The organism is Christiangramia echinicola DSM 19838 (assembly GCF_000423065.1).
GTDB lineage: Bacteria > Bacteroidota > Bacteroidia > Flavobacteriales > Flavobacteriaceae > Christiangramia > Christiangramia echinicola.
Genome location: NZ_AUHG01000011.1, coordinates 417,954 through 443,967, shown reverse-complemented (window position 1 = coordinate 443,967; position 26,014 = coordinate 417,954). Strand labels below are relative to the sequence as shown.

The window sequence follows — 26,014 nt, the reverse complement described above, 5'->3', positions numbered from 1 at the left end:
TTTTAGGCTTTTTCTGTTAACCTTGAAAGACTTAGATTTTTATAGACGATCTGGTAAAATTGCTGTACATCATAAGGTTTTATAATAAACCCGCTCATACCAGCTCCCTGGATCTCCTCTCTTATCTCTTCAACCTCAACAGCGGTAAGAGCGAGAATTGGAATATCCTTATTAAACTTTCTTATTTCTTTCGAAGCCTCGAGTCCAGAAATTCCCGGCATGTTAACATCCATTAATACCAGGTCAAAACTTCCAGTTTTGACCTGCTCTATGGCTGAAAGACCATCGCCTGCTACTTCGCAATCAAAATCTTTCTTTTCCAGAATTCTTTTAGTGACCACCTGGTTAATTCTATTATCATCTACAATCAAGATCTTCTTCCTACCAATATAATCTGTAGCATAAGTTTCTACTTCAACCTTTTCAACTTCCTTAATAGTATTATCAACATTGAAATCTATTGAAAAACAAAAGACTGAGCCTTCCCCTTCCTTACTTTCAAGTTTGATCTTTGAATTAAATAACTTCAACAACTTTTTAACTATAGGAAGACCAAGGCCTGTTCCCTGATAATTATAATTCGAATTTTCAAGTTGTGAGAACTCCTCAAATATCACTTTCTTTTTACTTTCTGGTATTCCCGGGCCGTCATCTTTAATTTCAAAATAGATAGAGGATTTTCCTTCACTTGTATTTGTTTGTTTTGCCAGGATATGAATATTCCCCCTTTCAGTGAATTTCATGGCGTTACCTACAAGATTCATAAGAATTTGAGAAAGCCTTACAGAATCACCGATAAGAAAAGAAGGGATTTTTGGGTCAATATCCAGAACGATATTGTTTTTATTCTGGACTCGGGTAAATTCAAAACTGTTTACAATACTTTTCATTAAGTCCTTCAAACTGAAAACCACATTTTCCAGTTTCACCTCGTTGGACTCCATTTTATTCATTTGAAGAACATCATTGATAAGAGCTAATAAATAATCTGCAGAGAATTTTAAAGATTTAAGATCTCCTTTATGTTTATTAAGGCTCTTGTCTTCAAGTAGAAGTGAAGTTAAACCAATCACTCCGTATAAAGGAGTTCTAATTTCATGACTAACAGTGCTAAAAAACCTGGTTTTTAATAAAGATAATTTTTCGGCTTCAATTTTTGCATCTCTGTATTGAACGTTCTTAACTTTTAGCTTCTCAATTAAATTCTGCCTGTCACGGTTTACTTTATATAAAAACACGAGAATGAAGATCATTCCAACAGAAGAAAAGACCATGACAACCACTTTCTCTTTCGACTTTGAAATTATGTCATTCTGATACATCTGTTCCTTCTCGGCGATCAGCAGATTTTTTTTATACTGGTTGAGATTATATTTTGCATTAGCAATCTCTGTTTGCTTTAACTTCTCGCTTTCAAAGAACATAGACTTATAGTCAATGAATTTCTGTTGAGCTTTGTAGGCTGCTTCATAATCACCCTGCCTTGCCAGCATTTTAGAATACTCATCATAAGCTTCTGCTGCCTCAAAGATCAAACTATCATTTTCTGCTAACTGTATAGAGGTCTCAAAATAATTCTTAGCGGTATCAAATTGATTTTTATGAGAATAATACCTGCCGTGAAGCATATAAATTGGTGAATAGAAATAATCAATTTCTTTAAGATATTCTGGTTTCGCCTGAACCAGTGAATTCATTAATTCCAGGGAGCCATCGATATAAGGATATGCTTTTTCAAACTGACCGTCATCCATATAAGTCCAGCCGATATTTGTTTTAGGAGCAATAAGTTCTGAGGTGGCGCCAATTCTATTGGCTATATCAATTACTTTATTATAATAAGCAATTCCTTTTTCTTGTGTTTCAGGAATCTCAGAATAAATATTTCCCAGATTGTTATAAGAATGCATTAAAACCGTATCATTCTTACTTAACTGAGCATATTCCAGACCAAGTGTATAATTTTTACGAGCACGGGCACTATCTTCCTGATCAGTATATGCGTGACCTAAATAATTATACGCCTTAGTTACATAATAGAAATTCTCTTGCTGTTTTGCCAGACTTAAAAGGTTATGAGACTGCTCTATAGCTTGCTCATAGTGGTACTTCCCCATCTGGTCTGAAATATTTTCTGATATAACTCTGAGTGAATCTTCAGAAATCTCACGAGACGACTGTGCCTCGGAATAATTCCAGAGAAAAAAACACAATAAGAAGTAAAGAAAGTAATTTCCTTTCAAAAGTAGATGAGGTTAATAGTTAGATTTCGGGTGATGAAATTACTCTATTTAAAGTACTTACGCAACATTTATTTTTAGACCAGACAGTTTTAACAAATTTCGTTTGGTTATAATTTCTATTATCTTCATCGAAAATTACTCTATGACCTATCCCTGGCATCTTTATTTCATGTCTGCGATGTATATAATCGCAGGATTTTTTCATTTTATAAAACCAAAAATGTATATGCGTGTGATGCCGCGCTACCTCCCGGTTCATAAACCATTAGTTTACATAAGCGGTTTAGCAGAAATAGTTCTGGGTATTGGCCTTCTTCTGCCGGCTACAAAAGACCTGGCCATATATGGATTAATATTAATGTTATGCATATTTTTCCTGGTACACTTCTATATGCTTTCTTCCAAAAAGGCCGGAGCAGGCTTTCCGAAATGGATTTTAATTGTAAGAATAATCCTTCAATTTGTTTTGATCTGGTGGGCCTGGTATTATCTTAAATATTAGTGATGAAAAAACATACTATCCAATTAAAAAATGCTGAAATTGAATATTATCAGGGTTTTCTGAAAGAAATAAGAGCTAATGAATATCTCAAAAAGTTGCTACAGCTAAATAGCTGGCGGCATGAGAAAATAAAGCTTTTTGGTCGCGAAATATTTCAACCGCGTTTAACCACACTATTTGGAGAATCTGGAAAAAATTACACTTATTCCGGACTGGAAATGACACCTGAACCTTTTACACAGGAGCTAATTGAGATTAAAGATCTCTGCGAAGAAATTAGTAATACTAATTATAATGTATGCCTGGCCAATTTATATAGAGATGGTAAAGACAGTATGGGTTGGCACTCTGATGACGAAAAGGAATTGGGAAAGGAACCCGTAATAGCCTGCGTTAGTCTTGGAACAGAAAGAATATTTCATTTAAAGCACAAAAAAGACCAAACGGCTAGGTATAAAATAAAACTGCATCACGGCAGCCTTTTAGTTATGAAAGGGCCTACTCAGGAGTTTTGGAAACATCAACTTCCTAAAACCAAGCAAACAGTACGCCCCAGAATAAATCTTACTTTCAGAAAGATCTACTAAATCAAGATTTTTTCTCCCCGTAAATATCATTCAGGATCCTGGCCAGACGTAAACCGCCTTTTTGCAACTGGTCCAGAACAGCTGGCATATGCTTGTACATATAAGAATAACCCAATTTCTCACCATTTTCTACCCCTGCATATAGATCTTCTGCCATTGCTCTGGATTCATATACCCAATCCAGTAATTTCCCATTCTGGATATTCTTGATCTCCTTTTTAGAAAGTTCCTTTGTATTTAATGCAAGTTCTGTATAGCTCATCTGGTAGAAATCTATCATTTCACTATCCCACACCCGATGAATATTGGAACCGTCATTAAACCAACGAACCTGTATATCGTTTCCACCTTTATCTTCAGAATGCCCGGTATGAAAAGGCTGGTGAAGATCTCCAACGAAATGAACAAGCATTTTTAAATGAAATTCTTTATCTTCCTGTGGAGCTTTCTTATCTTTTAACACCTCGATACATTTTCTAATTGCCTGGACAAGATCACCTCTATCACTAGCTTCTTCTAAAACATACTCTTCAGCATCTGGTTCAATATTCACATAATGCCATGGCCCATATTGTCTAAATGCAGGATCACTCTTTATATCATCGGCATAATTGGCAACGAATGCCAAACCATAACCATTTAAAAGTTCATTAATAGCTTTTTTAGCCTTATCGCTCAAATGACCTTCGGCGATCTCAGCAGTAGCTCGATGACCGGTTTTACCCCAGTCACCGTTGGAAGCAGAAACAATATTCGTTGATAACATTATAACTGCGGCAATTAAGAAATTCTTCATTTATCTAGTATTTCCGGCAAATATAAAGAAGCCCGGAAAAAATAACTGTTAAGAATACAGAATATTAAAATTTAATATTATATATTTATGATATCATTTTAATATCATATTATTTTCAATCATGACACAGGAAAAATTAAGCAAGCCATTTAATGGCTACGTAATGTTATTTGCATTTCTAATATTATTAATAGGCAGTGTAATCGCAATTCTAACTACCGGTAATCCAATAATGGCCCTTGGAGTCTTAATTGCGTTTTTCATCCTGCCCGGGCTCATTCTTGTAAATCCCAATGAATCCAGAGTCTTATTATTATTTGGTGATTATAAAGGAACTGTAAAACAAAACGGATTATTCTGGGTGAATCCATTTTATACAAAAAAGAAGATCTCCTTAAGAGCAAGAAATTTTGACAGTGAACGTCTTAAGGTAAATGACAAGCTGGGGAATCCTGTCATGATTAGCACAATTCTCGTCTGGCGGGTAATGGACACCTTCAAAGCTTCTTTTGATGTGGACAATTTTGAAAATTTCGTGGTAGTACAAACCGATGCTGCCGTAAGAAAACTTGCCAGTCTTTACCCTTATGATAATTTTGCTGATGAAGGGCTGGATGAAGATATTACACTAAGATCCAGTGTTAATGAAGTTAGTGATGCCCTGGAGAAGGAATTGGAAGAACGCTTAAATATCGCTGGGATAGAAGTTCTTGAAGCCAGGATTGGATATTTAGCCTATGCAAATGAGATTGCCAGTGCAATGCTTAAGAGACAGCAGGCAACAGCCATAGTTGCTGCCAGACATAAAATCGTGGAAGGTGCAGTAAGTATGGTAGAAATGGCATTGGATGAATTAAGCAGGAAACAAGTTGTAGACCTTGATGGCGAAAGAAGAGCTGCGATGGTAAGTAATTTAATGGTTGTATTATGTGGAGATAAAGATGCTACACCGGTTGTAAATGCAGGGACACTAAATCATTAATGTATGCGTGTATTTTCTGAAATTCAGGCTTTCAAACAGTGGTGGCTTTGGGCACTCCTTGTTATCACACTTCTCATAAGCTCGATTCCCTTATTCAGTATCGGAGGATCTTTTAATAATATTCAATGGAATTTAATAGGATTTATCCCGGTACTCTTAATTATAGTTATGTTTCTGGTTCTTAAACTTGAAACCAGAATAGACAGGAACGGGATCACTGCAGAATTTACTCCTTTCAGAATATTCAAACGACATTATCACTGGAATGAAATTAGTAAATGTTACGTAAGAAAATATTCGGCAATCTCTGAATTTGGCGGCTGGGGTGTTAGAGGATTTGGCACAGCTAAGGCCTATAATGTCTCTGGAAACAAAGGCATACAAATTGTAACCAAAGATGACAAGAAATTTCTGATAGGAACTAATAAACCTGAAGAAGCGCAAAAGGTAATTAAACGCTACCAGGACAATAAAGATGAAATATGAAACAAATATTAATTGGAATTACATTCCTATTTATTAGCTATTATGGTTTTAACCAGGAGGTTAATTATAGTGAAAAAGAGATTTCTATCAGCAAATATACTGATGGAACGCTGACTCTTCCTAAATCTGGAGAAGCAGAAAGCCTTATCATTTTTATCCAGGGATCTGGTCCTACAGATAGAAACGGCAATCAATCCATGATGAAAAATGATGGGATGAAAAAGATGGCTCGTGAACTGGCAGCCAATGGAATTGCTTCATTTCGATATGATAAAAGAGTCCTTAAAATGGAGGAGTTAAAAATTAAAGAAGAGGACCTGAAATTTGATGATCTTATTATGGATGCAGTGAGTGTACTGAACTATTTTGAGGAAAAAGATGAATTTGACAATCTAATTTTTGCCGGCCACAGTCAGGGTTCTTTAGTTGGAATTCTTGCCGCTAAAGAAAACGCAGACGCCTATATTTCTCTTGCCGGTGCTGGTGAACCAATAGATAATATTATCGTAGATCAGGTTAACAAAATGGCTCCACAGTTGGGTGAAAATGCCAGGATTGCTTTTAATGAAATAAGAGAAAAGGGCAAAACGACCAATTACAACCCAATGCTGGAATCGTTATTCAGATCTAGCGCTCAACCTTATATGTACAACTGGATGCAATATGACCCGGCGAAAGAGATAGCAGATCTGGATATACCAATCTTGATAATAAACGGTTCAGCAGATATCCAGGTAGAGGTTGAACAAGCCCATATGCTTAAAACGGCTAATGAAGATGCACAATTGGTGATCCTTGAGAATATGAATCACATATTTCGTGAGATCAAAACTGAAGATAGATTGGTAAATACAAAAGCATATAATGAACCTAACAGGCCGTTACATCCTGAATTGATCCCGGTAATCACCGATTTTATCAAAGAACTTGAGTAAATTATGGGCAAGAAAAAAGCATTCGCCTTAAGAGTAGATGAAGATATGCTAAAAGCTATTGAAAAATGGGCTTCTGACGAGTTTAGAAGTACCAATGGGCAGATCGAGTGGATGCTAAACCAGGCCCTAAAAGATGCTAAAAGACACCCTAAAAATAAAAAGCAGGAAGAATAATGTTCAAGATAATATTTTCAGACATTGATGGCACTTTACTTAATGCCGAAAGAGACCTTTCAGAATACACCTTAGAAACTATAAAGAAACTTAATGATTCCAGTATACCCTTCATTCTAATTTCTTCCAGGATGCCGGCTGCCATGAGGCATCTACAACAAAAGATGAATATTGAGCATCTGCCACTTATCAGTTATAACGGAGGCTTGATCCTTATAGATGGCAAAGCGGTTAGTTCTACAGAAATCCCTATTGAGTTACTTCAACAGTTATCAAATTTCAATCAGGATCTTAAGGTACATTTAAGTTTATTTCATAATGATGAATGGTATGTTCCCCAGAATGATTTCTGGACGAGGAGAGAGATTAATAATACTAAGGTATATCCAGAATTTGAAAGCAATAGCAATGTTATCGAAAAATGGAAAATTGAAAAAAAAGGCGCACATAAAATAATGGCTATGGGTGAAGAGGAAAACATAGATAAGATCAGAAATTTCCTTTTAGAAAATTACGCTGAAGATCTCCATTTATACAGGTCTAAACCTTCTTATCTTGAAATTGCACCCCGCTCAATTTCCAAATTAACTGCGGTAAAACATCTCCTGGATAATCATTTTCGCCTTCCACTTTCTCAAAGCATGGCTTTTGGTGACAATTACAATGACATAGAAATGCTTAAGGGAGTAGGTATGGGAATTGCCGTAGGTAATGCTAAGCCTGAAGTTCTTGAAATTGCACATATGATAGCCTCCTCAGGTAAAGAAGATGGGGTTGCAAAAAGCATTTCAGAATTACTTAAAATTTAAGTGAGTCCCGCCTTGGAGTTGGAAACATAAAAATTGTATTTTGCCGGCAACCTAGTCAAATTTTTATGGAAGAAAATACTCTATTCACTAATGACGCAATAGTCTTTGGTCTTTTAATGCTCGCATTGGGCTTCGTTTTTTACACCTCATCTAAAAAAGAAGGTTTTTGGGGAAAATTTTATAAGATCGTACCGGCCTTATTGATGTGCTATCTTATTCCCGCAATTTTCAATTCTTTAGGATGGATTGATGATGGTACCTCTGAACTATATTTTGTTGCAAGTAGATACCTTCTACCCGCCGCACTGGTTTTGATGACCCTAAGTATAGACCTTAAAGCAATATTTAATCTTGGCCCCAAAGCCCTGATCATGTTTTTTGCCGGAACTATTGGAATTGTACTGGGTGGTCCTTTAGCCATACTTATCATGTCTTTTATTTCCCCTGAAACTTTAGGAGGGATTGGTCCAGATGCGATATGGAGAGGTTTATCTACCATTGCAGGAAGTTGGATTGGTGGTGGCGCTAACCAGGCAGCTATGCTGGAAATTTATGAATACAACCCAGAATTATATGGCGGGATGGTACTTGTAGATATCGTAGTAGCGAATTTATGGATGGCAATAATATTAATGGGGATAGGAAAAAATGATTCAATAGATAGATGGCTTAAGGCAGATAATTCTGCTATTGAAGAATTAAAAGTAAAAGTTAGTTCTTATGCTGAAAGCGTAGTTAGAAACCCTACTTTACCAGACTTTATGATCATGTTAGCCCTGGCTTTTGGAGCAGTAGGTTTTGCTCACTGGGGTGCAGATGGTATGTCTGAATATCTGCTGGCGAATTTTGAAATCTTCAGTGATTCTAAAAGCGCGCTCTCCTCCTTCTCTTCTCAATTCTTCTGGATGATCACCATTGCCACGGCTATTGGTATCATACTTTCATTTACTAGAATGAAAAAATATGAAGGTGCAGGGGCCAGTAAGATTGGAAGTATTTTCATTTACATACTAGTAGCAACTATAGGTATGAAAATGGATCTGGGTAAGATATTTGAAAATCCGGGGTTATTAGGGATTGGCCTTATCTGGATCTTGATCCACGTAATTGTTCTTATCTCTACCGCAAAACTAATAAAAGCGCCTTATTTCTTCCTGGCTGTAGGAAGTCAGGCAAACGTAGGAGGTGCTGCATCTGCACCGGTTGTGGCTGCCGCTTTCCATCCGTCACTTGCTACTGTTGGAGTGCTCCTCGCTGTGTTTGGATATGTTGTGGGAACCTATGGCGCGATCCTGTGTACAATTTTAATGCAAATAGCCGCCGGCAGTTAGTAATAAACAGAAAAATATAAGATATTTGCGCTCCCTTTAAAATCTGAATTCAAAAATGAAAAAACTAGCTCTTCTTTTAGTGATCTTAATAAGCATCACAGCTTGTTCTGAGAAAGAAAGCAACCTTATCGTAAGCGGAGAGATTAAAGGCCTGAAAAAGGGCACTTTATATCTTCAAAAGATAAGGGATACCTTATTGGTAAATGTAGATTCTGTAATTATAAATGGTGACCCTGGCTTTCGTATGGAAACCTATATTGAAAGCCCGCAGATCATGTATTTGTATCTTGAAAAGGTTGACAATAACAGATACGATGATCGTATAGATTTTTTCGCAGATAAAGGAGAGGTAAGCATCAAGACGAAACTTGATAAATTTGAAACCAGTGCAGAAATCGTTGGTTCGGTTAACCAGGAGAAACTGATGGAGTACCGTAAAATGATCAGTAGATTTAATGATCAGAATCTCGACCTTATCAAAGATAGTTTTGAAGCTGAAAAGGCTGAGGATGAAGAAAAACTGATGGAGATCGATAAAAAGTATGATAGACTTCTTAAAAGAAAGTATCTCTATACCGTTAATTTTGCAATCAATAATAAAGATCATGAAATAGCACCTTACCTCGCTCTTTCAGAAGTTTTCGATGCAAATATTAAATATCTTGATACTATCTACACTTCCCTTGCTCCCAAGGTTAAAAAATCTAAATATGGTGAGGAACTTAAAGATTTCTTAAAGGAACGTAGAAAACAGGAGAAGCTTGAAGAAAAAGTTGAAGACCAATCTGGGGAGGAAAATTCCTAAACCAGGTTTTACACTTATAATTAAAAGGAGCTCATTTAGCTCCTTTTTTCATTTATAACAGCTTCTTAATATTTTGTTAGGTCAATTTAGCTTTTGCTTTATCTATATTGAGGGAAAACCCAAAAATATGAATAAGACGAATAAAGATTATGATCTTATTTGCGTAGGTGGCGGAATCATGAGTGCCACTCTTGCCCTCATTCTTAAGCTCTGCGATCCAAAACTTAAAATATTAATTTTTGAGAGACTCCCTTCTGTTGCCGAGGAAAGCACTAAAGCCTGGAACAATGCTGGTACTGGCCATTCTGCATTTTGTGAACTAAACTATACACCTCAGGATGAAAATGGTAAGGTTGATATATCTAAAGCTTTAGATGTATTTCAGCAATTTGAAAAATCCAAACAATTTTGGTCTTACCTGGTTTCACAAGATTTAATTAAAGATCCACAAAGCTTTATTCACTCTATACCTCATCACGCCTGGGTACGTGGAAAAAAAGACGTGGAATTTCTAAAGCAAAGGTATGAAGCAATGACTTCTCATTTTATGTTTGAAGAGATGAAGTTTTCAGATCAACATTCAAAACTAAAAGAATGGTTTCCACTTGTCATGGAGAACCGGACTGAAGATGAGATCATGGCTGCAACAAGAATGGATCTGGGTACCGGTGTTAATTTTGGTTCTCTTACCGAACATTATTTCAGAATTCTAGAGAAGAAATTTGAGGTACCTGTTTTAAGAGAACATGAAGTTCTGGACATAGATCCTGATGGTCCTGAAGATTGGTCAGCCAAAGTTGAAAATCTTCAAACCAAGGAAATAAATTATTATGATGCCGAACATATTTTTATTGGTGCCGGCGGAGGTGCATTATCACTTCTGCAAAAAGTAGAAATTCCGGAAAAAGATGGCTACGGAGGTTTTCCAGTGAGTGGCCAATGGCTGTTTTGTAATAACCGGGAAATTATTGAAAAGCACCACGCCAAAGTATATAGTAAAGCAGGCGTAGATGCTCCGCCCATGTCTGTACCTCACCTGGATGCCAGGTATATAAATGGAAAGAAAGAATTGTTATTTGGCCCCTTTGCAGGTTTCAGTACAAAATTTTTAAAAGAAGGTTCTATTCTTGACCTTCCCAAATCAATTAACCTTGGTAATATACCGTCTATGTGGGGCGTTTTCTGGCATAACCTGCCGCTAACTTCCTACTTGATAGAGCAGGTGAAAATGGATCATAAAGACAGGATCAATGATTTGAAGGTTTTTATAAAAAATACAAAACCTGAAGATTGGGAATTAAAAGTAGCGGGGCAAAGAGTCCAGATCATTAAAAAAGACGAGGAACAGGGAGGCGTTCTTGAGTTCGGGACAGATGTAGTACATAGTAGAGATGGGAAGATCACTGCTTTATTGGGCGCTTCCCCTGGAGCTTCAACTGCGGTTAATATTATGTTGGAAGTTCTAAAAATTGCATTTCCGGAAAAGTTAGAATCAAAATTGCTACAGGAAAAACTGGAAATAATGATCCCCTTCTGGAACAGTGATGTTCGTACAGATGAAAAACGTTTTAAGCGAGTTCAGGAAAGAACTTCAAAAATCCTGAATCTCGAAGCTCTGCATTGATATTTATAAATTTCAATAGAACTTATATCAATAAAAAAAGCCCCTCCTTACGGAGAGGCTTTTTATTAAGAGCCGATGGAGGGACTCGAACCCACGACCTGCTGATTACAAATCAGCTGCTCTAGCCAGCTGAGCTACATCGGCAACTTATTAAAGCGCGTTCAGTTTCTCGATCAAAGCTTTTGCTTTAGTCTCAAGATCTGCCTGAACTTCCTTAAAATGTTTCTGTTTATTTTCAACATCACGACGGTTGATCTTAGTGATCAATTCATCATATTCTTTGATAGCCTCATCTACGATCGCCTCAGATTTCGCCGGGTCTTCTTTTGGATTAGCCATTTGGTGAATATAGGCAGCATCAATGATGTCCCCCATTACATAATTCACATCTTTTTTAAGCAATCTTTTACTCGCCATTATCAATAAATTTCGGCTGCGAATATTATTTATTCATAACCTGTTGTTTTATAGTGCTTTACAGACTTCCTTTGTGTGGTAAGTTCCAAATATATATCTTTATACCACACAAAATCAGGTAATTTAGATATCCAATGGAAATAACCGTAAAAACAAGAAGTGCTGACAAAGAACATTTTTACATTTACATCAATGTTCATGATGGTGGGAAATATCCCCTATCAAGAACCACAGTAAAGCGGGCCAAAATTAAAAAGAAAAATTGGAATCCCAATCACTCTGATAACAAAAAAAATTGGGTGAAAACTACAGAACCCAACTACAAAAAAATCAATGAACAAATACACAAGCTCAAGGTTCAATTAGAAGCTGAACTATTAGGACTCACCCCCAATGAGTTAACCCTAAAAAAAGAATCCAAAATCACAGGCGGTCACCTTAATTTCTTTAAATATGGATATAAAAGAAAAGACCAAAGATTTAATAATATCACCAAAAATAATGATGTTGCAGGTTTGAATAAATTTCAAGAGTTCCTTGAATCCAAAGAAATGCATTCCATCACATTCAAGGATATCACCCACACATTAGTAAAGGATTACCAAACATGGCTAAGAAAATCATTGGAAGAATCCACCACCAATACCTATATAAACAGAATCAAAGCCGTCTATAATGATGCACTGCAAAATCCTGATTGTTCCTTCAAAGAACCACAAACACATCCCTTCAAATATATCAAACGTCTTAAAGAGAAATTCAAAAATACCTACCTATCCCAAGATGAATTTCATAGATTCAAAATACTCAATGTTTATAATATGAAAATAAAGGGTGCCCGCAAAGATACCCATGATAGATACAATCACACGCAACGGGCATGGCTATTTCAATTCTGGGGTGCATTCAGGTTCATGGATGTGGTCATGCTAAAATGGGGGGATTTGATATACAATGATAAAGGCGTTGGAATGGATGTTTATACTAGCAAATCAGAAACAAGACTCCTTAGGATGTTCCCCATGTCACTAATGGAACTACTTATCAAACAACTGCCTAATAACAATGAATTCATACCACTTAAGGTAAAGCAATTGGATAAGGATATAAAACATTATCAAATCCAAATAGATAGAACACCTGATACCCATAACAAAATTGAAGATATCCCCAATGGTGTACTTATAGAAATTTTAGATTCAGGTAGAACCATCAAGGATATTCAAAAGGATAACAATAAAAAGCTAAGGCTCATTGAAAAAAGGGATTCCCTGATACAACAACGCATGGGATATCTTAGTTATCAAATACAAGTGGCTATCAAGAAGTATCCCGATGTATATGTATGGGATTTTGGTAACAATGCTAAATTAGGACCTGATAATAAACGTTGGGATGAAGCAGAAACTAAAAGGTATAATAGTATATCATCAAATAATGCTGCCACCCTTAAAAAAATACAGAAGCTTGCTAAGATAGATACCAATATCACATCACACGTAGCAAGACATACAGCATCACAAATGCTATTTGAGAATGGTGCCACCACCCATGCAACATCAGAATACCTTACCCATGCTTCCCTGGGCACAACGGAAAAGTATAGAAGACGTTCAGGGCATTTTGATTCACAAATAAGTGACTTTTTGGGAAATATGTTATTTTAAGAAAATGGTTTTCAAAAGGGGTATTATACCCTGTCATGGGTATTGCTTAAAATTTACTTTTATAAGATATTGTAAATCATAAAACTAACCATTATGAAAAATTTTATTTTAATCATAGCAATATTTATTTTTCCAACAATTGATTTGACCGCACAAGTGAAGAACAGTAATGAAAAGGTGATTGCTGAATTCTATGATGCAAAAAAGAAACGTGTTAATCTAGACGGTGGAAAAGTCTCCTTGGACATTAAACTCTTTGACTGGGAACGTGGATGGATTTATTCAAAATCTGATACAAGGTCTGCTATTAAAAACAATGCTATCTTTTTTAAGTTCGGTCTTACAAATACAAAAGATTTCTTTTCTCTAAATAACTTCGATTTTGAGAACAACAACGGTTTACTGTTTGGGTTAGGATTTCAGCACGGTTTTGACAGAGTGTTTTTAAATGATGACAATGAAAAAAATCCACTGAAATTGCAAGCAAATACAATTTCAATTACATATAAATATGACAAATTTAATAGTATCGAAAATTCAACTTCAAACATTTCCAAAGCAACTCCATCTATCTTAACAGCTAATATTGGGCATAGTTGGTATTTTTGGTTTTACAAAAACAATTATGCATTAAAAGGAGGTCTAGTACCTACTATAACCTTGACAGGAAATATCATTGATTATAACAAATCAGAATTACAGAATTACATACAAAGTGATAATTTTTCAACAATTAATAATTATGTCATTACTAGTAACAAATCATTTGATGGAAAGTTTGGTATGATAGATGAAACTGTAAGAAATGTTCAACTTGCATTTTCTTTACCATTCGTACCTGATTATGATTTCGAATGGTTTCCAACATTAGCCCCCATACCCTATGCAAGTTATTTAGTTGATTCAAATCAAAAGCCGATATTAAATGGTGGTATTGCCATAGGTTTTCTTGGTCAACCTCTTTTGGCTGATAAGATTGAAGATTACGATGGAGAAGGAAAGGTAAGAGAAGGTAAGTTTAGAAAATTTAATGTACCATCATTTTTAAGTGTCAGCGTTGATTGGAATTATCAAAACGGACAAGGAAGTAAACCAAATTACTTCATAACTGGCACCTTAGCTTTAAAATAGAGTATTAAATATATCTTGAATCGGTTTAACTGGCTCAATCACCTCTTGTCCATCCCTATGAAAATCTGTTTTATAAATATCGCTGCTTACGGGATGGGCCTTGAATTCTTTAGATGTAAACCCCGTTCTTACTAAATCATCAATTACACTTTTAGACTGGTCGGGTGAAATCCATTCCTTTACCAAATTATTATCCAAGACTAGTGGCATCCTTTTCTTGTTATTGTGAACTTCAGCAAAAAAATCATTGGCTTCAGTGGTAACCAAACTTACATAATAGTGGTCATCCACAATGCTATAAATACCACCAATTGATAGCAACTCTCTATTCTTATAATCACCGTCAGATGTTTCGGGAATATAGCAGAAATAGGGCTGATTTTGCTTTTTATCATAATGGTGGGGCTCAAAGAAACCATCAAACAAAATCACACATCTATGTTTGGGAACGTAATTCTTATAGGATTTGGTTTCATATAAATCTTCTCCTCTTGCATTGTTGGTATATTGCTTTCCTGATAAGAATTTTTTGGGGTCACTCATGCCCCAAAAAGGTATTAATCCCCATGTAGCTTCACTAATTATATTCGGTTCATCCTGGGCAACAATATTTATAATAGGATTTGAAAAAGCATTGAAATGGTAAGACTTATGTGGTATCCTAATTTTTTTAGATTTATCCTGTTGTTTTTGCAGATAATCAATTTTTGCTTCTTCTTTGCTAATACTTCCTTTATAACACATACTATTCTCTATTATGACTTAACAATTTACGAAGCATTTTTGTATTTATCTATAAAGTCATGAACCATCATTGGTGGAATGACAGCAGGCTCCTTATCCCTAAATCTCGGTGCTACATAGTAATTGTTGCATCCCCCGTAATCCACGCAATACCCTTCAATCCCAATTAGTTTATTAAACCTGTATTCCACACCATTGAGGGTATATCTGTTGCAAAGAATAACTGCTTTCATAAGTTCCCCGTAAGGCAGTTCATCACTGTAATGAGCGGGCATAATGTCACAATCAGAATCCTGCGGGATAATAAATACCTCACCACCAAACGTGATATTTGATTTGGGTTGATATAAGTCAGCCCAATCAAATGAACTTGTAGTTTGATTTTCAATTTGTAAGGGTGATTCAAAATCTAAAGTAATATCCAATCGCTTCATAATAAACTATCTAAAATTTCAATTATGCTAATATATGGAATATTTCCATATTAATGGATTTTATCCAAGTTAAATTTTAATGATTTATATATCAGCGATATACAATTAGAATTATATTTATCATATGAAATACCATATTGTTTTTCTAATGATGGTTGGCAGCATGGTTAATGCCCAGGATGCTATATTCACTTCCCCACTTACTGAATATGTTACCACACCTGCTGATGGCGAATTCTTTAAAAATATACATAGGGAAATAGTGTTGAAAGCTGATGTAATTGTATTAAAAACATTTAGAAATGAAGGTGATACAGATATGGAAATATGGGATTTAGTTGGGGGTGTGATGGATATGCAGTTAGTTGGAAAGAATATGATAACTTCTTATATGACATATTTGATATTCGATGGTGTGAGGGTAAATGCGCAGTGGGATATAATTACTAATGAAGATAGAAAGGTTGAGGTAATTGCCAGAACTATAACCAATGACCGTGGGGAGGAACCACTAATTACCAGGTATCATATAGAATAAAATGTGGATAAGCTGATGTGGCTAATAATGATTATTTACACGTCTTATAAGTTATCGCTTTGGATTTCGCTGTTTCCTCCTTAACATAAGCAACCAAGTCAGCAATTTCTTCTTGTGTCATTTCATGTGTAGGTTTTATCTGAAATACTTTTGAAGAATGTCTATTTTTTATTTCAGCAAGCCTCTTATCAAATTTCTCTCTATCAGTAAGAATTCTGCCCGTTGGTGGGTCACCTGGAAATATTTTAATGTTGTATCTAAACACAACCTTAATTAGTTGAAGAGGAATCAAAAAAATGAATAATAGCAACAACAGGGGGATAGAAATAAACATGCCCACAGCACCCAAATCCCACTTTATACTCTTCGCAGTAGGCTTTTTGAGTTTGGTTTCAGCACTTTTTACTGCACTTACCCATTTGGTCGCTTCCAAATTGTATCTAAGGTTCGTCAACGAACTATTATCGTTAGGTCTCCAGGTAAATTTGTTATTTGATAATGGCATAATCATCGGTTTAAAGAAACTACCATCAATTAACTATTAATCAATATTTTATACCAGTTTTTGGAGATAAAATTTTCTTAATTATCTGTCAGATATATATGTTCTAATAATAAAGTCAAAAACGTGTTATTACAATCTATTTAACTATCCTTTTTCGTACTAAAGGTGCCTAGTATTGACAGGGCCCCACTGAGAAAGGAGCTAAACCTATTATCAAGGATAATTATGTGGAATCTCAGTCATATCGCAGTGTTGGAACAAATGGAGTGATAGGGGAAAGCACTAAAATGCAGCTTACCATTCGAAAAGGATATCAAATAATGTCGCATCGATGTAAAAGACCTTAAAGAGCACTAGTGAGTAATGAAATCTTCCTTCTACCTACCGCCCACCCATAGGGGCCAATCGATATTATTTTTATTACATCTATCTAACTCAGCCTACTATCAAGGGGAATAATATTTCAATTTGGATTAATAGGATGCTACTGATAAATAGGTTATGATGTGATTCCAAGTAGAAAATTTGATAGATATAAGGATGTCTCTGATAATGAAGCTGAATTAATTATCGATGATGCAATGGCTTTGGCAAGATTGTGTCTGGACCAGGTTCAGTAACTGATAGGTGAAACAGTAAAATAGCTGAATAGGTGAAAAAAGAAAGACCAAGCTCTTGCCAGGTCATCCGTGTCTTTAAATGCTCTTAAAAAGCAAGTTTCAAATAATTTACAAGCTGAATCCTAAGAGGCTATCCTCCGTTGGAATTGCAACATGACCGTGCTTCCTGAATCGGTGGACACAGTACAGAACCGTAACTACAAAACACGCAGCAGTCACCCTCCAACGGTTTAATGATGGTTCCACAACTGGAGCATTCATGAAAGAATTGACAAGCATCTGTGGGCATAATTTCTTCCCTGGCATCCTTGCAACGAGGGCATGTCAAAATAGATTTTAAAATAGTTTCCATAGGTATAATTATAACATTGATGTGATATCCGAACCCATTGTGGGATAAGCATAAATCATTTTCTTTAAGTCTCGTACTGGTATGGCTTTGTATATCGCAAGTGAGAAAAAGTTAATCGTTTCTTCTACCCCTGGACCAATGAGATGAGCTCCCACCAAAGTACCTTTATCAGTGTCTATTATGGTTTTATAAGCATATTCCTGAACGTTAAGACGTTTAGCATTGAACCATTCTGGAACCGCTTTACTGTTCACTTTAATATTTAATCCAGCTTTCTCCGCTTCCACTTCTGTTAAACCTACCGCAGCCACAGATGGCAGGGTAAAGACAACTGACGGCATCGGTGGATATTCTGGTTTCTTATTATTACCCTTTAATATATTAGAAGCAATGACATGACCTTCATAAACAGCTACTGGGGTTAATGGAAGCCCATCGGTATCAGCAGCGTCACCAGCAGCATAAATGGATGGATTTGAGATACTTTGTAAGAAGTTATTGACCTCAACTCCTTTCTTATTATAATTAACAGATGCCGCCTTTAAGTTCAAGTCATCAATATGAGGTACTCTTCCCGCACTGTTGAAAACAGCTTCAGCTGTAAACTCTGTTTTGGAACCATTTGTTTCTCCAACTACCGTATAACCTTTTGTGTCTTGTTTGGTTCCCGTGACGTTGGTGTCCAGCACCAATCTTACTCCAAGTTTCCTGGTAGCCTCCGACAAATGGTGAACTATATCCTTATCAAAATTCTCCAAAGGTCGAGGTCCCCGATGTATGATTGTTACTTCAGCTCCACATCGTTTAGCTATGTGTGCAAACTCAAAGGCAATGTATCCACCACCAATGAAGATTAAAGATTTCGGCAGCTCCTTCAAATTTAAAAAATCTGTACTTGTCAATGCAAGGTGACCACCATCAAATTTGAACTGGCGGGGCCTTGCTCCAGTGGTAATGACAATTTTGCCTCCCTTTAAAATTTCCGATGCAATTTCGACTGAATCATTACCGATGAAGCGAGCAGCACCGTGATAGGTGTCAATACCATTGTGTTTGTATCCTTTTTCAATTTTTTCAGGCATTGCATCTACAAATTCCTGTTTAAACGCCATAATGTCCTTCCAGTCAACTTCAGGAACTGTATTAATACCCTTTCCTGCCAGACGTTGAGCAAAGTCTCTCACTTCGGTAGCACCAATAATTATCTTTTTCGGGTCACAACCACGTAGAGCACAAGTTCCACCATAAGGCAACTCATCTGTCACAGCTACTTTTAATCCTTTGGAAGCACACTTGTTTGCAACAGTCATACCCGACATACCTGAACCTATTATTATAACATCATATTTCTTCATGGTCTTTCTAATTTTGTGACTTTATATCCTGTCCTTTCAATTGCCGTCTTTACTTCTTCAACGTTTGTGTGGGTACTATCAAATTCGACTACTGTATTACCATCTTCGTAAGATACTTTGCAGGAGACAATACCATTTAGCTTGTTAACTTCGGATTTTATATGACCCTCACATCCAGCGCAGGTCATCCCGCTTACTAAAAATTCCATGGTTTGAATGTTTTTCTCCTGCACGAACACAACCTCCTTCTCATTGGAAGGATAAAAAGTTTCTGCATAGTAAGGGAATGCCAGACTCAGAGCAACAAAAACAGTTACTCCACCCAAAAATGTTCTGGATTGGAAGAAAGAAGGTTTGGATTTCGTGTCACAACCACAATCATCATCTTGTGTAGCCTTTAGGTTCAAATACCAAGCGAATCCTAAAGCTACCAATGAAACTATTACAAGAGGCCACCTGAAAGGCTCCAACCAATTAAATGCACCTGCAATGCCTCCCGTTCCAGCTACTATAGCAAGTAATGGAGTTATGCAACAAAGGGAACTGGCGATACCAGTTAAAATCCCCACCCCAAGTAGATTATTTTCTGCTTTCATATAGCTTCAGGTTGATGGTTCAATAAATTAAAAAAAGGAGTAAGAAGTTCTCTATGGTCATCTCGCAGTGAATAAAAGATGGTCTGACCTTCCTTTTCTGATTTCACAAAATCCCTATCCTTCAACTTTCGCAAGTGCTGCGAAACTGCTGGAATGGTCATATTCAGGATATCACTTAAATCACAGACACACAATCTTTCTTCTGCCTGAAGGACATAAAGAATCTTTAGTCTGGTGGTGTTACTTACTAATGAGAGCTTATCGGTTAAGGTGCCCACAGCCTCTTCGGCTTCGAATATTTGTTGTCGACACCGTTTGATTTGATTCAAATCTGCTTCTTTGCGTATGCAGCTATTTTCTTCTTCCATAAAACAAAAGTAATAAATCATTTAAGCAATTGCTTAAATATAATTGGAAAAAGTATGGTTACCCCCAGTTGAGGGTTCCAGAGCAAATTCTTAGTGTTTTCTGTGTTACTTATTAAGTGTGGTACTTTAACCTTGGAATGTGGTTCCACTCCTGATATTTTTCGTAGTACGTTTTTCCTTAGAATTTTTTTGATACAGTTCAAAGGTAAGATTCCGATGTCTACTTAATTTTTTATTAACCGATTTCACTTGTGAGCTTTTAATTAACTGTATTCATAATCTTAATTCTGCGAGACCTTAAGATTATATCTTTATCCAAATTAATAATGAAATAAATCATTTAAATTGAATGTCATAATTTAATAAAAGTTTTTAGGGTTAGCTGGAAGGAACCACAATTTGATATTTTGATGTAGTTGAAATGAAGATAAAAAAGAAATTATTTATTATTACTCTTTTACTGGCTGGTATTTGCTCCAATGGCCAATCACTTGAAGAAACCACAGATTGGATTATAAAACAGTATAACCAATATGAGAGGACCATCAATATTGATAATAATCTACTTATTGAGGAAGGAATTTTATTTTACAAAATGACTTTGTGGGACAATAACGGATTTTGGCATCAATTTCATCTGAAAGATGTAAAAGAAATCGAAATCACAAAGGAGTTTTATGATTCGGAGGAGAAAATAGCCTGGACAAATATTTACTTTTATTTTGACCCATATAAATCCAAAATTAAAGAATTCGATGAGACAGAATCTCTGAGTGAATATAATATCTCTGATACTCCAGGCTGTTACGTTATTTTAAATTCTCAATTCTGGGAGGATGGCATGGCTCCCCAGATGGAAGAAGCTTTAATTCGCTTAATTGAGTTCAGCGGTGGGTCTGCCGTGGTTATTAAAGAGCCCTATTAAAACCAATAAATTTTGTTGGCTCATTTTTTAGCTTCCGCTCTCGCTTTTGATATTTCTTGGCGAACCAGCATAACAATTGTCTGTTCTTCATCTGTTGGGTCTTTCCATTTCTTCTTGCGCTTTCTACCCATACCCTCACATTCCTTGTGAATAGCATCAAGACGAGCTTTGAATTCATCAACACTCTCATATGTACCTCTTCGGACTTTACCCGTGGGTTCGTCCCCTGGAAAAATTCTAATGTTATAACCAAAAATTTTCCTGATAAGTCTAATCGGTATCAAAAATATCATGAATATCAACAGCAATGGCAACTGAATAAGATTACCAACGAAATTCACGTCACCTATAAATGATTTAAAAGTCATAGGCTTGTGTCTCAATTCAGCACTTCTCACTGCTTGAACCCACTTACTAGCTTCGAGATTATAACGCAAATTTGTAAGGGCACCGTTATCGTTAGGTCTCCACTGAAAATTTGAATTTGACATTGGCATAACATATTGGTTTTAATTGCTTTCCGATATTCACAATTAATTAAATAACAGAGTTTTACACCAGTATTTAAGTATAATTGTTTCTTAAAGCTGGTCGAAGTTATAAACAGTTGTCACATCTTTTTTCAACTATTCCTTCTCCTAAAGCGGAATAAAGCAACTTTATTGTTCTTTTTTACATCTAAAAGGAAGGCATTTGACAGGGGAACGCTGGGAAAGATGGCTAAGGTGAAAAAAATTAATATTTGTTGCAAACCCAGTAAAAATGGGAGTTAGCATGCTTAGAGGCGGTGGGTAATGGGGTGAGGAAAGCTGGTTTCTTCTGAAAGGCCAGTATTAATTACTTGCCTAACGAATTAAATGAAAAATTGTCCATCTTTTTAGAAAAAACCTTTTGACTGATTTACAGGACAATACATCGATTTTCTATTCAGAGATAAGAGTTTAGTGATGTTTTTTTTTAAATTTCTTATCCCTACTATAAAGTCTTTAGTCATTTTAATCCTTTACCAATCAATTGGATTCTTTATTCACTCAACTATTTGAGTACATATACAAAAAACGACTTGAGTCCAGACAAACAGATTAAGATGGTTTTATTGTCAAAAAAGATGAGAGGTTTCTTCTTTCTACTGTTCAGTTTAGTATCGGTTATTGATGTCTTATCCCAAAAACTATTTATTGCGGATTTTGCCAGTGATGCTGACTTCAAGGTCATCATTGTAGAACAACCTTCACAAGCTGATTTGAAGGTTTACCGTGAAAAGATTGTTAGTCAAGCAAAAGGAAATAGAGGTTTTTGGTACTTCACTAAAATAAGAAGTGAGGCTAACAAGAAAATTCTCTTTGTAAAATATCTAAGTGAGGCAGATTTGAAAATCTACTTTGTAGATTATAAAAGTCAGGCGGGATGGATTAACGAAAAAAAGAAATATATACTAGAAAAAATAGAGGATTAGATTTTAGTTTAATGTAATGAAATAAACAAAAATTCCATGAAAAAGCCACTATCGTTTGTTTACCTACTCATCTTAATAAGCTGTCAATTTGGAGAAAATTCTCCTGTCTACAAATTTCAAGATGGGTCGAATAGCATAAAGGTAATAAAGTTAGAAAATTTTCTACCCTACGTAATGCGGGAAATCAACAAACAAACAAAAACACCTGCATATGCTTTAATGAGTGATTCTATTGTAAGATGGACCCAAGAATCAGAAGTCTTGATAGAAGACGAAGTGACAAAAAGCTGGAGCAAATACGGAGAAATTACTTTTATTGTAACAGATTTTTCTGATGATTCAGAAGTACCGATAAAAACGTGGATAATATATGAAGGGAGACCTATTGGTGATTTCATTGATGTTGAAATATCTATTATCAATTCTGAAAGTCCTGAATTAAAATTTGCAAGGAATGACATCCATAATTTTTTAGAAAAAAATGGAACCCTTTGGAGTGAAACTTACCAGTTCGAATATCCAGAGCGGCCTAGGATGGAATATGTAGAACTTGCGGCTAAAGGCAGCCTTAAAATTGACAATAAAAACGTTGAAGTTATAGAAAAGTATGGTTTTTCTGAAGAAGATTATAACCGCTCCTCTTACCAAATTTTTAAATTTCGTCATAGTTATAATCCCTATTACAAGGATTCCAGGGAAGAGCCGATATCACTTGTTGTTGATGAGTCAATTTTAGATGGCAATTATGATTCAAGGCCAAGAATAGAAGTCGCTGAACAAGGGGTAGACCCTCGGACAGGAAAGAAATATTATTTATCTCAAACTAATGCTGTTATAACTCCTTATGACTCTCACCCACACGACCATGTCAATGTTGTAAATGATTCTCAGAAGGAATTCCATAGTGAGGAGGAGACAGTGAAATTGGGTACTCAACAAAACTTGCAATCAGATTATTTGAACTACGGAGAAGTTAGAGGTACTCTATTAAACAGCGGATACTATAACATGGAGGAAATTTTAGGAGAACCAAATGAGAAATGGCAGAGGAATAGTGTGCTCACGTACCTCTATTATTTTAAGGTAGAAAAATTTGGGGAAATTGGTCATATTCGGGTTACCCATACCTGGGGACCCGATGTTATACACCGAATTGATTTCTTTGAACCTGGTGATTATATTCCAGTAAGTCCAGTTCAAAAGGTAAAATCTCCCCTTAGGGAATCTCAACATTATAAATCCGATTCTGATGGAGCAGAGGTCAACCCTGCTCATGGAGTTCCAGGACATGAATGTACCCTTGATTGTTTATCTATAATGTAGTTTTTGATAAGATGAGTTTGCTGAAATTTCAGAATATAGTGAATTAAAAATAATGAAAGTTTAAAAATTTCAAATTAAATCTGCAGATGAGAAACAGGGTAGTGTCGAATAGTAACATATTGAATAATAAAAAATGGAAAAATCTTATTTTATTAGCTTTTTTTATAACAAGTAATGTTATTGGACAAAGTTTGCCTAAAAGTGAAAATGTTAAATCCGTAGGGGGAATAGGTTTAGATGGGGATGGAAATTACAGACTAGCTGGAAGAAGAGCATTAAATAAAGAAAAGATTACCCCCCAATGCGGTGAATCTGGTCTTGTAGCAGTGTATATCGAAGTTGATACTTCTGGAAATGTTCTCAAGGCAATTCCAGGATATAAAGGCTCTACAACTAAGGCGAAATGTTTATTAGGACCTTCGGAACAAGCTGCTTTAGGCACAAAATTTAATACCGATTCAAATGCTCCCTTAAAACAGTCAGGAATTATTTTTTATAAATACGTATTTTCCGAGGAGATAAAAAACGACTTAGCACAGCATAATTTAAATGGTCAAGTTTGGAAAATTGATGAATTTGGCAGGAACGGGGAAAAACTTAATACTCGGATATATAACAGTCTTGGTTATCAGATTTTGCATAAAAATTTTATCGGCTATCCTACTACAAGGTTTTACTACAATGATGATAATAACGTTACTGAATCAAGATTATTTAGTGATAATAAACTTCTATATAAGCTTATTAATAAGATAAGTAACAAGAGGGTAGTTGAATCTAAATTTTTTGATGTAGAAGAAAAAAGAGTAATAGAAATTATTCAGTATAAATATTTGGGAGCTGACATTTCTGAATATAGGCATTTTAATCCTAATGGAGAAGTTCAAGGAATCGTGGAAGTGGAAAATTCAGGAGGGTTAGTGACTAAACAAACGGATAAGGATAATCAAGGGGAAATCCGATGGATAAAGACACTAGAAAGAAATGAAAAAGGAGATATAAGAAAAGAGCTGTTCGAAAATTTAGAATCTCCCAACAGTTCTCATAAGTATTCCTTCGAATATGAATATGATAGTAATAATAACTGGATTAAGAGGTTAAGATATAGCGAAGAAGGTATACTAAAAGAAACAACTCATCGGAACATCGTGTATTTTTCAAATGATATAAATAAAGAATTCTTTATTGAAAAATGGTTTTCAGATGAAAAAGTTTTTTTGGAATTTTTTGACGAAGAAGGTTATCGAGCATACACTGATAAAATTGATGGCAATGGAGGAACCTGGGACTTAGATACTAAACAGAATCTATTAATTTTAGATGCTTATGGGGTAAAAGAATTACAGAAATTCAAATATCAGTTTGATTATGATGGAAAATTAATAGTTCAGCCCTTACAAGGTCAAGAAAAATATGAACTGAGATTGTGATATCAACTTTCTTTAACTCTTTGATAATCCTATTCTTCTCATTCAACAAAGATTATCTAAAGGTCCTATGATGAATCTTTAGAAACTATATTTTGATACTCAAATACCCATTTTGCATAGCTAGGCATAAAGGGACAAATAAAAAAACTTCATTTCTCCAGAGCCGCCTTTACTCGCTGTACAGTACCAACCCCAACCTCTGTAATTTTCGCTATTTTTCTTACGGGTAAATTCTCATGAGCTCTTATCTCTTTGACAACATGGGAATACTTCAAAAGAAAATCTTTTTTGGACATTGATGAACCTCGAACCCGCCCTTTGTAAACTCCCTTTGCTTTGGCGATAGCTATTCCTTCTAATTGTCTTTCCCGCAAGTTTGCCCGCTCCATTTCTGCCACATTTCCTAATACGGATAATATCAATTTGAATACGGGGTTTGGCTTACCTCCTATCATTGACTCTATACCCAAATTGTCAACACGAAGAACCACTCCCTTACTTGTAAAATACTCCAGGGTATTTATCAAATCAGATAGATTCCTTCCCAGGCGGTCTACTGCAGCAACAGAAACGAAAATTACTTTACCATCCTCAATGGCTTTTATTAATTCCTTCCCCTTGTCCCGATGCTCAAAAGCGATTGCACCACTAACCACGTCATTATATATAATTTCATCGGGGTGATTCCGTTGAAGCTGTCTTTCTAGTTTTTGGTTAGGACTGGAAATCCTGTTGTACCTGGCTCTTTTCTTCATAATAATATGATTTATTTCAAGATAGAAATAACATCATTCCAGTGCCAGCTTAGGATGGTGGTTTTGGAACAGTTTAACAGTAATGAAACCGTTTATCTGGAATTTGCATTCTGTAGTCCAAATA

The 26,014-nt window shown here is 35.7% G+C and carries 29 protein-coding genes and 1 tRNA gene; 17 read left to right on the top strand and 13 right to left on the bottom strand.

The genetic code is table 11. The features are described from left to right. Positions 1–2 precede the first annotated feature (2 nt). On the bottom strand, positions 3–2,117 hold the full coding sequence (locus G530_RS0107165; RefSeq protein ID WP_240472136.1) for a tetratricopeptide repeat-containing hybrid sensor histidine kinase/response regulator: 2,115 nt from the start codon (positions 2,115–2,117) through the stop codon (positions 3–5). Between the two features lie 268 nt (positions 2,118–2,385). Here G530_RS0107165 and G530_RS0107160 point away from each other — a divergent pair, with 268 nt between their 5' ends. Beyond that, positions 2,386–2,745, top strand: coding sequence for a DoxX family protein (locus G530_RS0107160; protein ID WP_026933873.1), 360 nt, complete (start codon positions 2,386–2,388; stop codon positions 2,743–2,745). Between the two features lie 2 nt (positions 2,746–2,747). After that, positions 2,748–3,332 carry an alpha-ketoglutarate-dependent dioxygenase AlkB family protein gene (locus tag G530_RS0107155; RefSeq protein WP_026933872.1) on the top strand — a complete coding sequence of 195 codons (585 nt, stop codon included), beginning with the start codon at positions 2,748–2,750 and terminating at the stop codon, positions 3,330–3,332. 1 nt (position 3,333) lies between these two features. On the opposite strand, the gene G530_RS0107150 is transcribed toward G530_RS0107155, so the two are convergent. Beyond that, a complete protein-coding gene (locus G530_RS0107150) occupies positions 3,334–4,128 on the bottom strand; it encodes a S1/P1 nuclease (RefSeq protein WP_026933871.1) in 795 nt (264 codons plus the stop codon). Between the two features lie 121 nt (positions 4,129–4,249). Between G530_RS0107150 and G530_RS0107145 the strand changes: the two genes are divergently transcribed. The 8 genes from G530_RS0107145 to mqo all read left to right on the top strand — a co-directional run bounded on the left by G530_RS0107145 (position 4,250) and on the right by mqo (position 11,274). After that, positions 4,250–5,110, top strand: coding sequence for an SPFH domain-containing protein (locus G530_RS0107145; RefSeq protein WP_026933870.1), 861 nt, complete (start codon positions 4,250–4,252; stop codon positions 5,108–5,110). 3 nt (positions 5,111–5,113) lie between these two features. Then, positions 5,114–5,596 (top strand): hypothetical protein, encoded by a 483-nt coding sequence (locus tag G530_RS17815; protein ID WP_026933869.1) that lies wholly within the window; start codon positions 5,114–5,116, stop codon positions 5,594–5,596. Next, complete coding sequence (locus tag G530_RS0107135) at positions 5,593–6,531, top strand: alpha/beta hydrolase family protein (protein WP_026933868.1); 939 nt, start codon at positions 5,593–5,595, stop codon at positions 6,529–6,531. Before G530_RS17815 ends, G530_RS0107135 begins: the two co-directional genes overlap by 4 nt. A gap of 3 nt (positions 6,532–6,534) precedes the next feature. Continuing rightward, a complete protein-coding gene (locus G530_RS17495) occupies positions 6,535–6,705 on the top strand; it encodes a type II toxin-antitoxin system antitoxin (RefSeq protein WP_084519424.1) in 171 nt (56 codons plus the stop codon). Beyond that, a complete protein-coding gene (locus G530_RS0107125) occupies positions 6,705–7,514 on the top strand; it encodes a Cof-type HAD-IIB family hydrolase (protein ID WP_035715987.1) in 810 nt (269 codons plus the stop codon). The genes G530_RS17495 and G530_RS0107125 overlap by 1 nt, the downstream gene beginning before the upstream one ends. 65 nt (positions 7,515–7,579) lie before the next feature. Beyond that, the gene (locus G530_RS0107120; RefSeq protein ID WP_026933866.1) at positions 7,580–8,845 is read left to right on the top strand and encodes a DUF819 family protein; all 1,266 of its coding nucleotides are present in this window, start codon (positions 7,580–7,582) and stop codon (positions 8,843–8,845) included. Positions 8,846–8,900: 55 nt separating this feature from the next. Further along, positions 8,901–9,650: a DUF4369 domain-containing protein gene (locus G530_RS0107115; RefSeq protein WP_026933865.1), complete on the top strand. Its 750-nt coding sequence runs from the start codon at positions 8,901–8,903 to the stop codon at positions 9,648–9,650. A gap of 127 nt (positions 9,651–9,777) precedes the next feature. Further along, the gene (gene mqo, locus G530_RS0107110) at positions 9,778–11,274 is read left to right on the top strand and encodes a malate dehydrogenase (quinone) (protein ID WP_026933864.1); all 1,497 of its coding nucleotides are present in this window, start codon (positions 9,778–9,780) and stop codon (positions 11,272–11,274) included. Between the two features lie 70 nt (positions 11,275–11,344). Here mqo and G530_RS0107105 read toward each other — a convergent pair. Together G530_RS0107105 and G530_RS0107100 are read right to left on the bottom strand one after the other, a co-directional pair. Further along, positions 11,345–11,418: transfer RNA gene (locus G530_RS0107105), tRNA-Thr, on the bottom strand. A gap of 6 nt (positions 11,419–11,424) precedes the next feature. Further along, on the bottom strand, positions 11,425–11,691 hold the full coding sequence (locus G530_RS0107100) for a hypothetical protein (protein ID WP_026933863.1): 267 nt from the start codon (positions 11,689–11,691) through the stop codon (positions 11,425–11,427). A 134-nt stretch (positions 11,692–11,825) separates the two neighbouring features. Here G530_RS0107100 and G530_RS0107095 point away from each other — a divergent pair, with 134 nt between their 5' ends. Continuing rightward, positions 11,826–13,358: a phage integrase SAM-like domain-containing protein gene (locus G530_RS0107095; RefSeq protein ID WP_026933862.1), complete on the top strand. Its 1,533-nt coding sequence runs from the start codon at positions 11,826–11,828 to the stop codon at positions 13,356–13,358. Between the two features lie 93 nt (positions 13,359–13,451). Beyond that, positions 13,452–14,489 carry a hypothetical protein gene (locus G530_RS0107090; RefSeq protein WP_026933861.1) on the top strand — a complete coding sequence of 346 codons (1,038 nt, stop codon included), beginning with the start codon at positions 13,452–13,454 and terminating at the stop codon, positions 14,487–14,489. Here the strand turns inward: G530_RS0107090 and G530_RS17290 are convergent. Beyond that, positions 14,481–15,233, bottom strand: coding sequence for an SOS response-associated peptidase (locus G530_RS17290; protein WP_051199729.1), 753 nt, complete (start codon positions 15,231–15,233; stop codon positions 14,481–14,483). The genes G530_RS0107090 and G530_RS17290 overlap by 9 nt on opposite strands. A 26-nt stretch (positions 15,234–15,259) precedes the next feature. Beyond that, positions 15,260–15,667, bottom strand: a complete 408-nt coding sequence (locus G530_RS0107080; RefSeq protein WP_026933860.1) for a hypothetical protein — start codon at positions 15,665–15,667, stop codon at positions 15,260–15,262. 124 nt (positions 15,668–15,791) lie between these two features. Between G530_RS0107080 and G530_RS0107075 the strand changes: the two genes are divergently transcribed. Then, a complete protein-coding gene (locus G530_RS0107075; RefSeq protein ID WP_026933859.1) occupies positions 15,792–16,205 on the top strand; it encodes a hypothetical protein in 414 nt (137 codons plus the stop codon). Positions 16,206–16,236: 31 nt separating this feature from the next. Here the strand turns inward: G530_RS0107075 and G530_RS0107070 are convergent, their stop codons facing one another. The 5 genes from G530_RS0107070 to G530_RS0107055 all read right to left on the bottom strand — a co-directional run bounded on the left by G530_RS0107070 (position 16,237) and on the right by G530_RS0107055 (position 20,001). Continuing rightward, complete coding sequence (locus G530_RS0107070; RefSeq protein ID WP_156888604.1) at positions 16,237–16,710, bottom strand: hypothetical protein; 474 nt, start codon at positions 16,708–16,710, stop codon at positions 16,237–16,239. 750 nt (positions 16,711–17,460) lie between these two features. Continuing rightward, complete coding sequence (locus tag G530_RS17810) at positions 17,461–17,682, bottom strand: GDCCVxC domain-containing (seleno)protein (RefSeq protein WP_084519422.1); 222 nt, start codon at positions 17,680–17,682, stop codon at positions 17,461–17,463. Between the two features lie 8 nt (positions 17,683–17,690). After that, on the bottom strand, positions 17,691–19,037 hold the full coding sequence (locus G530_RS0107065; RefSeq protein WP_026933857.1) for a dihydrolipoyl dehydrogenase family protein: 1,347 nt from the start codon (positions 19,035–19,037) through the stop codon (positions 17,691–17,693). Continuing rightward, a complete protein-coding gene (merTP, locus tag G530_RS0107060; RefSeq protein WP_026933856.1) occupies positions 19,034–19,633 on the bottom strand; it encodes a mercuric transport protein MerTP in 600 nt (199 codons plus the stop codon). The genes G530_RS0107065 and merTP overlap by 4 nt, the downstream gene beginning before the upstream one ends. Continuing rightward, positions 19,630–20,001: an ArsR/SmtB family transcription factor gene (locus G530_RS0107055; RefSeq protein ID WP_026933855.1), complete on the bottom strand. Its 372-nt coding sequence runs from the start codon at positions 19,999–20,001 to the stop codon at positions 19,630–19,632. Before G530_RS0107055 ends, merTP begins: the two co-directional genes overlap by 4 nt. 421 nt (positions 20,002–20,422) lie before the next feature. Here G530_RS0107055 and G530_RS0107050 point away from each other — a divergent pair, with 421 nt between their 5' ends. Beyond that, complete coding sequence (locus tag G530_RS0107050) at positions 20,423–20,926, top strand: hypothetical protein (RefSeq protein WP_026933854.1); 504 nt, start codon at positions 20,423–20,425, stop codon at positions 20,924–20,926. A gap of 20 nt (positions 20,927–20,946) precedes the next feature. Here G530_RS0107050 and G530_RS0107045 read toward each other — a convergent pair whose 3' ends face one another. Then, on the bottom strand, positions 20,947–21,423 hold the full coding sequence (locus G530_RS0107045) for a hypothetical protein (protein ID WP_026933853.1): 477 nt from the start codon (positions 21,421–21,423) through the stop codon (positions 20,947–20,949). A gap of 566 nt (positions 21,424–21,989) precedes the next feature. Here G530_RS0107045 and G530_RS16645 point away from each other — a divergent pair. From G530_RS16645 to G530_RS17285, 3 genes are all read left to right on the top strand, one after another. Continuing rightward, positions 21,990–22,382: a 7(1) septoil knot domain-containing protein gene (locus tag G530_RS16645; protein ID WP_240472135.1), complete on the top strand. Its 393-nt coding sequence runs from the start codon at positions 21,990–21,992 to the stop codon at positions 22,380–22,382. A 36-nt stretch (positions 22,383–22,418) separates the two neighbouring features. Further along, entirely contained in the window at positions 22,419–23,705 is a 1,287-nt protein-coding gene (locus tag G530_RS0107035) for a hypothetical protein (protein ID WP_156888603.1), read from the top strand. An 86-nt stretch (positions 23,706–23,791) separates the two neighbouring features. Next, entirely contained in the window at positions 23,792–25,135 is a 1,344-nt protein-coding gene (locus G530_RS17285; protein ID WP_051199727.1) for a hypothetical protein, read from the top strand. A gap of 149 nt (positions 25,136–25,284) precedes the next feature. Here G530_RS17285 and G530_RS0107025 read toward each other — a convergent pair whose 3' ends face one another. Beyond that, positions 25,285–25,890 carry a recombinase family protein gene (locus G530_RS0107025; protein ID WP_035715984.1) on the bottom strand — a complete coding sequence of 202 codons (606 nt, stop codon included), beginning with the start codon at positions 25,888–25,890 and terminating at the stop codon, positions 25,285–25,287. Positions 25,891–26,014: the final 124 nt, after the last annotated feature.

What these genes read in the sequence shown, in the direction of transcription:
- G530_RS0107165 (WP_240472136.1), bottom strand. Translation starts at nt 2,117, where the DNA reads ATGGGGAAGTACCACTATGAGCAAGCTATAGAGCAGTCTCATAACCTT.
- G530_RS0107160 (WP_026933873.1), top strand. Translation starts at nt 2,386, where the DNA reads ATGACCTATCCCTGGCATCTTTATTTCATGTCTGCGATGTATATAATC.
- G530_RS0107155 (WP_026933872.1), top strand. Translation starts at nt 2,748, where the DNA reads ATGAAAAAACATACTATCCAATTAAAAAATGCTGAAATTGAATATTAT.
- G530_RS0107150 (WP_026933871.1), bottom strand. Translation starts at nt 4,128, where the DNA reads ATGAAGAATTTCTTAATTGCCGCAGTTATAATGTTATCAACGAATATT.
- G530_RS0107145 (WP_026933870.1), top strand. Translation starts at nt 4,250, where the DNA reads ATGACACAGGAAAAATTAAGCAAGCCATTTAATGGCTACGTAATGTTA.
- G530_RS17815 (WP_026933869.1), top strand. Translation starts at nt 5,114, where the DNA reads ATGCGTGTATTTTCTGAAATTCAGGCTTTCAAACAGTGGTGGCTTTGG.
- G530_RS0107135 (WP_026933868.1), top strand. Translation starts at nt 5,593, where the DNA reads ATGAAACAAATATTAATTGGAATTACATTCCTATTTATTAGCTATTAT.
- G530_RS17495 (WP_084519424.1), top strand. Translation starts at nt 6,535, where the DNA reads ATGGGCAAGAAAAAAGCATTCGCCTTAAGAGTAGATGAAGATATGCTA.
- G530_RS0107125 (WP_035715987.1), top strand. Translation starts at nt 6,705, where the DNA reads ATGTTCAAGATAATATTTTCAGACATTGATGGCACTTTACTTAATGCC.
- G530_RS0107120 (WP_026933866.1), top strand. Translation starts at nt 7,580, where the DNA reads ATGGAAGAAAATACTCTATTCACTAATGACGCAATAGTCTTTGGTCTT.
- G530_RS0107115 (WP_026933865.1), top strand. Translation starts at nt 8,901, where the DNA reads ATGAAAAAACTAGCTCTTCTTTTAGTGATCTTAATAAGCATCACAGCT.
- mqo (WP_026933864.1), top strand. Translation starts at nt 9,778, where the DNA reads ATGAATAAGACGAATAAAGATTATGATCTTATTTGCGTAGGTGGCGGA.
- G530_RS0107100 (WP_026933863.1), bottom strand. Translation starts at nt 11,691, where the DNA reads ATGGCGAGTAAAAGATTGCTTAAAAAAGATGTGAATTATGTAATGGGG.
- G530_RS0107095 (WP_026933862.1), top strand. Translation starts at nt 11,826, where the DNA reads ATGGAAATAACCGTAAAAACAAGAAGTGCTGACAAAGAACATTTTTAC.
- G530_RS0107090 (WP_026933861.1), top strand. Translation starts at nt 13,452, where the DNA reads ATGAAAAATTTTATTTTAATCATAGCAATATTTATTTTTCCAACAATT.
- G530_RS17290 (WP_051199729.1), bottom strand. Translation starts at nt 15,233, where the DNA reads ATGTGTTATAAAGGAAGTATTAGCAAAGAAGAAGCAAAAATTGATTAT.
- G530_RS0107080 (WP_026933860.1), bottom strand. Translation starts at nt 15,667, where the DNA reads ATGAAGCGATTGGATATTACTTTAGATTTTGAATCACCCTTACAAATT.
- G530_RS0107075 (WP_026933859.1), top strand. Translation starts at nt 15,792, where the DNA reads ATGAAATACCATATTGTTTTTCTAATGATGGTTGGCAGCATGGTTAAT.
- G530_RS0107070 (WP_156888604.1), bottom strand. Translation starts at nt 16,710, where the DNA reads ATGCCATTATCAAATAACAAATTTACCTGGAGACCTAACGATAATAGT.
- G530_RS17810 (WP_084519422.1), bottom strand. Translation starts at nt 17,682, where the DNA reads ATGGAAACTATTTTAAAATCTATTTTGACATGCCCTCGTTGCAAGGAT.
- G530_RS0107065 (WP_026933857.1), bottom strand. Translation starts at nt 19,037, where the DNA reads ATGAAGAAATATGATGTTATAATAATAGGTTCAGGTATGTCGGGTATG.
- merTP (WP_026933856.1), bottom strand. Translation starts at nt 19,633, where the DNA reads ATGAAAGCAGAAAATAATCTACTTGGGGTGGGGATTTTAACTGGTATC.
- G530_RS0107055 (WP_026933855.1), bottom strand. Translation starts at nt 20,001, where the DNA reads ATGGAAGAAGAAAATAGCTGCATACGCAAAGAAGCAGATTTGAATCAA.
- G530_RS0107050 (WP_026933854.1), top strand. Translation starts at nt 20,423, where the DNA reads ATGAAGATAAAAAAGAAATTATTTATTATTACTCTTTTACTGGCTGGT.
- G530_RS0107045 (WP_026933853.1), bottom strand. Translation starts at nt 21,423, where the DNA reads ATGCCAATGTCAAATTCAAATTTTCAGTGGAGACCTAACGATAACGGT.
- G530_RS0107035 (WP_156888603.1), top strand. Translation starts at nt 22,419, where the DNA reads ATGAAAAAGCCACTATCGTTTGTTTACCTACTCATCTTAATAAGCTGT.
- G530_RS17285 (WP_051199727.1), top strand. Translation starts at nt 23,792, where the DNA reads ATGAGAAACAGGGTAGTGTCGAATAGTAACATATTGAATAATAAAAAA.
- G530_RS0107025 (WP_035715984.1), bottom strand. Translation starts at nt 25,890, where the DNA reads ATGAAGAAAAGAGCCAGGTACAACAGGATTTCCAGTCCTAACCAAAAA.